The following is a 9,170-nucleotide window of genomic DNA, read 5'->3' on the forward strand; positions in this document are numbered from 1 at the left end:
ATTCCTAAGAGTTAGCCCGTCATCCCCGCGCAGGCGGGGACCCAAGTGCTACGTGCGTGGCTACGGCACGAAACTTGGGTCCCGGCCTTCGCCGGGACGACAGTGTTTTAGCGTGACGGGTTTAGAACAGATCTGCGTCCATGGCCAGCAGGTTCGCCGAGCCCGAACGTGCCTGGCGGATCAGCATCGCGGTTTCCGGATACAGGCGGGCGAAGTAGAAGCGTGCGGTGTGCAGCTTGGCTTCGTAGAACTTGTCGCCGGAATCCTTCTTGGCCAGCGCGATCTTCGCCATCTGGGCGAAGAAGTAGCTGAACACCAGGTGGCCCACGACGCGCAGGTAAGGCACGGCGGCGGCGCCCACTTCGTCCGGGTTCTGGAAGGCCTTCATGCCGATTTCCATGGTCAGCTTGGTGGTCTTCTCGCCCAGTTCGCCCAGCGGGGTGATGAACTCGGACAGCGATTCGTCCAGGCCATTCTCTTCCACGAAGGCCTTGATCTTCTCGCCGAACTTGCGCAGCTTGGCGCCGTTGTCCATCAGGATCTTGCGGCCCAGCAGGTCCAGCGACTGCACGGTGTTGGTGCCTTCGTAGATCATGTTGATGCGCGCGTCGCGGACATACTGCTCCATGCCCCACTCGCTGATGTAGCCGTGGCCGCCGTACACCTGCATCGCTTCCGAGGTGGCGATCCAGCCGTTGTCGGTGATGAAGGCCTTGATGACCGGGGTCAGCAGCGCGACTTCGTCGGCGGCTTCCTTGCGCACTTCTTCGTCCGGGTGGTTCAGTTCGCGGTCGATCTGCAGCGCCATGTAGGACGAGAAGGCGCGCGCCCCTTCGGCGTAGGCCTTGGCGGTCAGCAGCATGCGGCGCACGTCCGGGTGCACGATGATCGGGTCGGCCGGCTTGTCCGGTGCTTTCGGGCCCGACAGGCTGCGCATCTGGATGCGGTCCTTGGCGTAGGCCAGGGCGTTCTGGTAAGCGACTTCGGTCAGGCCCAGCGACTGCATGCCGACGCCCAGGCGGGCGGCGTTCATGAACACGAACATCGCCTGCAGACCCTTGTGCGGCTGGCCGATCAGGGTGCCGACCGCGCCGTCCAGGTTCATCTGGCAGGTCGAGTTGCCGTGGATGCCCATCTTTTCTTCGATGGCGCCGCAGAAGATGCCGTTGCGGGCGCCCAGCGAGCCGTCGGCGTTCGGCAGGAACTTCGGCACCAGGAACAGCGAGATGCCCTTCGAGCCTTCCGGCGCGTCCGGCAGGCGCGCCAGCACCAGGTGGACGATGTTTTCCGACACGTCGTGCTCGCCGGCCGAGATGAAGATCTTGGAGCCGGTGATCTTGTAGGTGTTGTCGCCCTGCGGCTCGGCCTTGGTGCGCAGCAGGCCCAGGTCGGTGCCGCAGTGCGCTTCGGTCAGGCACATGGTGCCGGTCCATTCGCCCGAGACCAGTTTCGGCAGGTAGAACTTCTTCTGTTCGTCGGTGCCGTGCTCCTTCAGGCACTCGTAGGCGCCGTGCGACAGGCCCGGGTACATGGTCCAGGCCTGGTTGGCCGAGTTCAGCATCTCGTAGAACGAGTTGTTCAGGGTGACCGGCAGACCCTGGCCGCCGTATTCCGGATCGCAGGCCAGCGCCGCCCAGCCGCCTTCGACGTACTGCTTGTACGCCTCCTTGAAGCCCTTCGGGGTGGTCACGGTCTTGGTGGCCGCGTCATAGTGGCAGCCTTCGCGGTCGCCGGAGTGGTTCAGCGGGAACAGCACTTCTTGCGTGAATTTCGCGCCTTCTTCCAGCACCTGGTTGATGATGTCGGCATCGATCTCCTGGTAGGCGGGAAGATTCTTGAATTCGTCGGTGACGTTGAGGAATTCGTGCAGAACGAACTGCATATCCCGAATTGGCGCGACGTACTGACCCATGGTTTTCTCCTGACGAAGTAAAGATGTTTGACGGGCGGCGGGTTACGCCGCCTGGATGTCTGATTGTTGGTTGGGATTGCGGTAATTCTCGATCAGGCGATCGAAGCCGGCCTTGGCGCGTTCGACGGCGCCGGGCGCGCGCAGGAAGCGGGCGTCGTGGTGCAGGGCCAGGATCAGGCCGTACATCTCGTACACCAGCTGCTCGGCATCGGTGTCGGCGCGCAGGTGCCCGACCTCGATCGATTGCTTCACGCAGCGCAGCAGCGCGTTCTGCCAGGCCATCACCATCGACACCAGTTCGTCGCGGATCGGGCCCGGACGGTCGTCGTACTCCACGGCGCCGCTGATGTAGATGCAGCCCGAGGCGATCTCGACCGACACGCGCTTGATCCAGCGCGAGAACATGGCGACCAGGCGCGGCAGGCCGCGCGGCTCCTTGATGCTCGGGAAGAATACTTCCTGTTCGAAGCGGTGGTGGTAGAGCTTGACCACTTCGAGCTGCAGGTCTTCGCGCGAGCCGAAGTGCGCGAACACGCCGGACTTGCTCATGCTCATGCGGTCGGCCAGCAGGCCAATGGTCAGGCCTTCGAGGCCATTGCGGCTTGCGAGCTCGAGCGCCACGTCCAGGATCGCTGCCCGTGTCTGCTCGCCTTTGCGCATGAATTTGGTTGAAGTATTGATGGCTGCCCCTGAATCGAAAAAAATCCGAACGCTCGTACTATTATCTATCAGACGAGGAATGTCAAACGGGAACTTAGAGGCGAAATTCTATTGATGCAAAACAAACAGCCGGCGCTTTGAGGGGCGCCGTTGAGGCTGGCCTGCCGGCCGGACGGGGTCAGGGGCAGGAGATTGTTATTTTAAGGATAAAGATACCGCGTTTTTGGGGGTTTGGGGTGGCAAATTAGCACGTGTGTGCGGGTTGGCAGGGCTTCGGATTGATCTGCGGCGCCTGTTGGCGGACCGCGGCCCCCGCCCGTCGTTCCGGCGAAGGCCGGAACCCAAGTTTGTATGTGTTGAGCTAACGCATGCGTTTGTGGCTACGGCGCGAACTTGGGTCCCGGCCTTCGCCGGGACGACGTGCTGGCGTACGAGGTGAAAGATGCGTGGGTGCTGCTCAGCCGCCCGCCTTCGACAGCGCGCGGCGGTCCCGCTTGGTCGGCCGCCCTTTGATATCAAGGCTCGGCTCCGGATACAGCCTGCGCGCCTCCTTGTCGTTCTCGCGCCGCGCGATGCTCTCGTCGGTCTCGAAGTACAAGGTGCGCGCCACCGGCGCCGGTCCGCGCGAGCCCGAGATCGCCGCGACGATCACTTCCCATCGGTCCGAACCATTGTCGATCAGGATCTTGTCGTTCACCTTCACGATCCGCGCCGGCTTGACCGGCTCGCCGCCGATTCGCACGCGGCCACGGTCGATGGCATCCGTCGCCAGCGAGCGCGTCTTGAAGAAGCGCGCTGCCCACAGCCATTTGTCGAGTCGTACGTTATTTTCTTCCATCATTCATTCCATTAGGCATAGCCGATCGCGAAGACCCGCATCGCCAGTTTATACAGCACATAGGCGATTTCATAGCTCGCGCGCCTGAACCAGCCCAGGTTGGCGAACTCCTCGGCGCAGACCGGCGTGCCGTCCGCGATCCCGCGCTCGATGTGCGCGCGCATGGTGGCGGCGAACACCGCGTCGTCCACCACCACGTTGGCTTCCTGGTTGAGGAAGAGCGACAAGCCGTCGCAGTTGCTGGACCCGACCGTGGCCCAGTCGTCGTCCACCACCGCCACCTTGGCGTGCAACTGGGTCTTGCGGTACTCGACCACTTTCACCCCGGCGTCCAGCAGCTTGGGATAGAAGGAATGCGCCACCGCATCCTGGATCGGAAACTCTCCGACGCCAATCAAGAGCGTCACATCGACCCCGCGCTGCGCCGCATGCGCCAGCGCCTTGCGGAACTTGCGCCCCGGCGCAAAGTAAGGCGTGGCCAGCAGCACGCTGTGGCGCGCCCGGCCCAGTGCCTGCAGATATGCGCGCTGGATGGTGCCGCGGTTGCGCAGGTTGTCGCGCACCACGAAGGCGGCGCGCGCGGGACGCTCGCAGGATTGCGGCGGCTGCTTGCGCATCTCGCGGAACAGGTCGATGCGGCGCCTGAGCTTCAGGTGCCCCACCCGCATCCACTGGGCCTGCGCCTCGCGGTGGATCTGGGCCACCAGCGGCCCGCGCACCCGCACCGAGAAGTCCCAGCGCGGGGCCGGCAGGCGCTTGCCCTTGAGGTGGTCGCAGATCCAGTCGTCGTTGACGTTGATGCCGCCGACGAAAGCAATCTCCCGGTCCACCACCACGATCTTGCGGTGCGAGCGCGCGATGCCGCGCCGGCACCAGGGATTGAACACGCGGTACTGGACGCCCGCGTCGCCCAGCAGCGCGCCCAGGCGCGTGGCGGGCCGGTGCTCGGTGCCGATCCAGTCGACCAGCACCCTCACCTTCACACCGCGCAGCGCGGCCCGGATCAGGGCGTTGCGCACCGCGCGGCCGGTATCGTCCTCGGCGAAGATATAGGTCTCGAACAGGACGTCGTGCTGCGCCGCGTCGAGCGCCTCGATCAGCGCCGGAAAATACGCGGTGCCGCTTTCGAGCAGGGTGACGTCGTTGTTGTCTACGTAGGTGACCGAACGCATGGCCTGGGCCACTACTCCAGCTGGAGTTCCGCCACGATCGGCGCGTGGTCGGACAGCTTGGCCCACAAGGGCCCGTGCATCACCTGCGCATTGTCCACCTTGAAGCCGCGCACATAGATCCGGTCGAGCCGGAACCAGGGCAGCGCGGCCGGGAAGGTGCGCGCCGGAGCCAGGCGCGGCTGGCGTCCGGCCCAGCTGCGCACCATGTCGCCCAGCGGCGAGCGCGGGCCGAGTTCGTCGAACACCTCGGCCACGCCGAGCCCGTTGCGCAGGCGGTCGCTGAGCGTGTTGCGCCAGTCGTTGAAGTCGCCCGCGATGATCACCGGTTCGCCGTTCGACGAAGCGTTGACGGCCTCGATCAGCTGCGCCGTCTGGCGCCCGCGGCTGCCTTCGAACAGGCCCAGGTGCACCACATAGCAGTGCACCTTGCCGGCCGGCGTCTCCAGCACGCAGTGCAGGATGCCGCGCTGCTCGTAGGCGTGATCGGAGACATCGTGGTTGTGCGAATTCTCGATCGGGAAAGCCGAGAGCAGCGCGTTGCCGTGATGGCCGTGGTCGTACACGGCGTTCATCCCGTAGGCGCTGTGATGCGCCTCGCCCTTGAAGTAATCGTACTGGGCCGTTTCGGGCCAGTGGCGGTGGTGGCCGTGCTCCTCCCTGCCGAAGCGTGCCTGGTACCGGTCGTGCCGGCCCTGCACCTCCTGCAGGAAAACGATATCGGCGTGGAATTCAGCGATCGCCTTCTTGAGAGCGATCACACGGGGCGTTGCACGTAGCGACGTCACGCCCTTATGAATATTGTAGGTGGCCACACGAATTTTCATGGGGACATTCTACCCGGATCGGAAGCGGGTTTTCCGGGACCGGGCCCAATCGTGCAGCGGTCCGGCCGGCGCGCGGGTACCGCGCCGGCAGACGCGTCAAGGGGGGCTCAACCGAATGCGAGCGCTTGTTCGACGATGGCTTCGTGGCCGGTCACCATCATCTTGCGTTTGGGAGCACGCTTTGCAGCAGTGATCTCTTCTGCGGACAGAAGCGGACCCATCAGACGCAGTCCGCACAGCAGGTCGACATAGATACAGCCGTCGCCGGTGCTGATTTCCTTCACCTTTTCCTCGCATTCGAGTTTGAAGTTGTCCATTGTTCCTCCTGAATCTTTCGATTTGAGTTTGTAACGAATTGTCACGGGCCGGTGAGGTGTTGACGATATTCCAGCACTTTCAGAGTGTCAACCAACGAATCTACGGTGCTGATCCAAAAACAACAAATTTCCTTTGGTCATCAAATCGCGAAAAAGACGGCCGTGCAGAGCTCGCTAAGAGTGAAAAATGTGGCTTTTGGGGGGTAAAAAACGCGCTATATGGGCGTCAACGCACAGAAAAAAATATTTACAGCACCAGCGTTCTTTTATCGAAAACTTCTGTTGCCGCTCTGTAATTCAGCAATATACGTTGACAGACTGTCTAGAACTAGCCCACTGCATGGGGGCAACTTTGTGACAAATGGTTATTTCCCGATGTGCCTGGGCAACTCGAGAATCGCTTCCGCGTTAGAGGAAGAGAAACATTTATCGGCGGCTTCCAGCAGCGGCAGCCAGGTGTGGCGCAGGTGTTCGCGCGGGCTCAGGGTGACCGCGATGTCGCGCGGCACGCAGACCGAGAACACGTGCTCGGTGTTGTGGGTGACGCCGGGCGCGTAGCGGTGGCGCCAGACGGGGTAGATCTCGTAGATATTGGACATCCGCCAGTCCAGCAGGCGGATGGCCTCGCCGTCGGCCACGATGCCGGTTTCCTCGAACAGTTCGCGGGTGGCGGTGGCGAGCAGCGGTTCGTCGGGCGCGTCCAGCGAGCCCGTCACCGATTGCCAGAACCCCGGACGGTCGGCGCGTTCGAGCAGCAGCACGTCCAGCGCGGACGTGTGGATGACGATCAGGACCGATTCGGGGATCTTGTGTGGTCTCATGGGCAGACAATACGGCCGTGCAGGCGCGTGTTGGACGCGTCGGCGGCAGAACCGCCGACCCTACGGATACGCGGCGACACACAGCCGCGTATCCGGTGGCGCATTACGCGACCTTCGGCTCGTTGCGCAGGCGGATGTGCAGCTCTTTCAGCTGCTTCTCGTCCACTTCCGACGGCGCGTTGGTCAGCAGGCACTGGGCGCGCTGGGTCTTCGGGAAGGCGATCACGTCGCGGATCGACTCGGAGCCGGTCATCAGGGTGATCAGGCGATCCAGGCCGAAGGCCAGGCCACCGTGCGGCGGCGCGCCGTACTGCAGCGCGTCGAGCAGGAAGCCGAACTTGAGCTGGGCTTCTTCCGCATCGATCTTGAGGGCGCGGAACACCTTGCTCTGCACTTCCTCGCGGTGGATACGGATCGAGCCGCCGCCCAGTTCCCAGCCGTTCAGGACCATGTCGTAGGCCTTGGCGACGCAGGCACCCGGGTTGGTCTCGAGCATGTCCTCGTGGCCGTCCTTCGGCGCGGTGAACGGGTGGTGGGTCGCGTTCCAGCGGCCGCTGTCCTCGTCGTACTCGAACATCGGGAAGTCGATCACCCACAGCGGGGCCCAGACGTCGTCGAACAGGCCGGCCTTCTTGCCGAATTCCGAGTGGCCGATCTTCACGCGCAGCGCGCCGATGGCGTCGTTGACGACCTTGGCCTTGTCCGCACCGAAGAAGATCAGGTCGCCGTCTTCGGCGCCGGTCAGCTCGAGGATCCGGGCCAGCACCTCGTCCGAGATGTTCTTGACGATCGGCGACTGCAGGCCGTCACGGCCCTTGGCCTTCTCGTTGACCTTGATGTAGGCCAGGCCCTTGGCGCCGTAGATGGCGACGAACTGGGTGTAGGCGTCGATTTCCGAACGCGGCATCGAAGCGCCCTGCGGCACGCGCAGGCCGACCACGCGGCCGCCTTCCATGTTGGCGGCGCTGTTGAAGACCTTGAACTCGACCGACTTCATCAGCTCGGTCAGTTCGGTGAACTGCAGCTTGACGCGCATGTCCGGCTTGTCCGAGCCGTAGGAGCCCATGGCGGTGGCGAAGTCCATCACCGGGAACGGGTTCGGCAGGTCGACGCCGGCCGCGTTCTTGAACACGGTGCGCATCATGTCTTCGAACAGGTCACGGATCTCCTGCTCGGTCAGGAACGAGGTTTCGCAGTCGATCTGGGTGAATTCCGGCTGGCGGTCGGCGCGCAGGTCTTCGTCGCGGAAGCACTTGGTGATCTGGTAGTAGCGGTCGAAGTTGGCGACCATCAGCAGCTGCTTGAACAGCTGCGGCGACTGCGGCAGCGCGAAGAAGTTGCCCGGGTTGACGCGCGAAGGCACCAGGTAGTCGCGGGCGCCTTCCGGGGTCGACTTGGTCAGCATCGGGGTTTCGATGTCGATGAAGCCCAGGTTGTCCAGGTACTTGCGCACTTCCATCGACACCTTGTAGCGCAGGCGCAGGTTGTGCTGCATCTGCTGGCGGCGCAGGTCGAGCACGCGGTGGGTCAGGCGGGTGGTTTCCGACAGGTTGTCGTCGTCCAGCTGGAACGGCACCGGCACCGAGGCGTTCAGCACTTCCAGGGCGGTGGTGTTGATCTCGATCTTGCCCGACTTCAGGTTGGCGTTGGCGGTGCCTTCCAGGCGGTTCACGACGGTGCCGGTGATGCGCAGGCAGTACTCGTTGCGCACGTGCTCGGCGGCCTTGAAGACGTCGGCGTTGTCCGGATGGCAGACCACCTGCACCAGGCCTTCGCGGTCGCGCAGGTCGATGAAGATCACACCGCCGTGGTCACGGCGGCGGTGCACCCAGCCGCACAGGCTGACGGTTTGGCCCAGCAGTTCCTCGGTGACGAGGCCGCAGTAATGAGTACGCATGGTGGACATAGTTTTCGTTCCAGGTTAGTTATTTCGGTTGCGCCACTGTCGCCAATGGCCCTGTTTTCTGCTGAGCTTCTTATTCGGGAGCGACGACGCCCATCGAGACGATGTGCTTCAGCGCCGCATCCACCGTCATGTTCAATTCAACGACCTTGCTGCGTTCCATCATCAGGAAGAAGCCCGAGGTCGGGTTCGGGGTGGTCGGCACATACACGCTCACGTAGTCGCCCACCAGGTGGTTCTTCACGTCCCCGCCCGGCACGCCGGTCAGGAAAGCGATCGTATAGGAATCCGCGTGCGGGTACGGGATCAGGACCGGGGTGCGGAACGCGTTGCCCGACGAGGAAAACAGCGTGTCCGACACCTGCTTGACGCTGCCGTACAGCGAGCTGACCACCGGGATGCGCTTGAGCAGGCGGTCGCCCAGGCGCACGACGTAGCCGCCGACCAGGTTATTGGTCAGCAGGCCGGTCAGGAACACGATGGCCAGGGTCAGGATCGCGCCGAAGCCGGGGATGTCCATCCCGAACACGGTGCGCGGCTGCCAGGCCTCCGGCACGATCAGGAGCGACTGGTCCAGCGTGCTGATGATCAGGCTCAGCACCCAGGCGGTGATCGCCAGGGGCACCAGGACCAGCAGGCCGGTAAGGAAGTATTTGCGCATCGCGTTCTCTTGTTCTTGTTGGACCGCGGCCCTGGGGGCCGCAGCGAATCAGGTGCCGCTCT

9 protein-coding genes are annotated in these 9,170 nt (G+C 63.6%); all 9 read right to left on the minus strand.

Annotated features, from left to right (window positions below):
* Positions 1-121 precede the first annotated feature (121 nt).
* Entirely contained in the window at positions 122-1,912 is a 1,791-nt protein-coding gene (locus tag J8847_RS20675; protein ID WP_211526596.1) for an acyl-CoA dehydrogenase C-terminal domain-containing protein, read from the minus strand.
* A 42-nt stretch (positions 1,913-1,954) separates the two neighbouring features.
* Entirely contained in the window at positions 1,955-2,572 is a 618-nt protein-coding gene (locus J8847_RS20680) for a TetR/AcrR family transcriptional regulator (RefSeq protein WP_211526597.1), read from the minus strand.
* A 457-nt stretch (positions 2,573-3,029) separates the two neighbouring features.
* Positions 3,030-3,410, minus strand: coding sequence for an RNA-binding S4 domain-containing protein (locus J8847_RS20685; RefSeq protein WP_211526605.1), 381 nt, complete (start codon positions 3,408-3,410; stop codon positions 3,030-3,032).
* Between the two features lie 11 nt (positions 3,411-3,421).
* Positions 3,422-4,582: a cardiolipin synthase ClsB gene (gene clsB, locus J8847_RS20690; protein WP_211526598.1), complete on the minus strand. Its 1,161-nt coding sequence runs from the start codon at positions 4,580-4,582 to the stop codon at positions 3,422-3,424.
* A gap of 11 nt (positions 4,583-4,593) precedes the next feature.
* Positions 4,594-5,406, minus strand: coding sequence for an endonuclease/exonuclease/phosphatase family protein (locus J8847_RS20695; protein ID WP_211526599.1), 813 nt, complete (start codon positions 5,404-5,406; stop codon positions 4,594-4,596).
* Positions 5,407-5,513: 107 nt separating this feature from the next.
* Positions 5,514-5,723, minus strand: coding sequence for a hypothetical protein (locus J8847_RS20700; protein WP_211526600.1), 210 nt, complete (start codon positions 5,721-5,723; stop codon positions 5,514-5,516).
* A 365-nt stretch (positions 5,724-6,088) separates the two neighbouring features.
* Entirely contained in the window at positions 6,089-6,544 is a 456-nt protein-coding gene (nudB, locus tag J8847_RS20705; protein WP_211526601.1) for a dihydroneopterin triphosphate diphosphatase, read from the minus strand.
* A gap of 103 nt (positions 6,545-6,647) precedes the next feature.
* Positions 6,648-8,441: an aspartate--tRNA ligase gene (aspS, locus tag J8847_RS20710; protein WP_211526602.1), complete on the minus strand. Its 1,794-nt coding sequence runs from the start codon at positions 8,439-8,441 to the stop codon at positions 6,648-6,650.
* Between the two features lie 79 nt (positions 8,442-8,520).
* Positions 8,521-9,108 (minus strand): DUF502 domain-containing protein, encoded by a 588-nt coding sequence (locus tag J8847_RS20715; protein ID WP_211526603.1) that lies wholly within the window; start codon positions 9,106-9,108, stop codon positions 8,521-8,523.
* Positions 9,109-9,170 lie beyond the last annotated feature (62 nt).

Source organism: Massilia sp. AB1, from assembly GCF_018119385.1.
Taxonomy (GTDB): Bacteria; Pseudomonadota; Gammaproteobacteria; order Burkholderiales; family Burkholderiaceae_D; genus Telluria.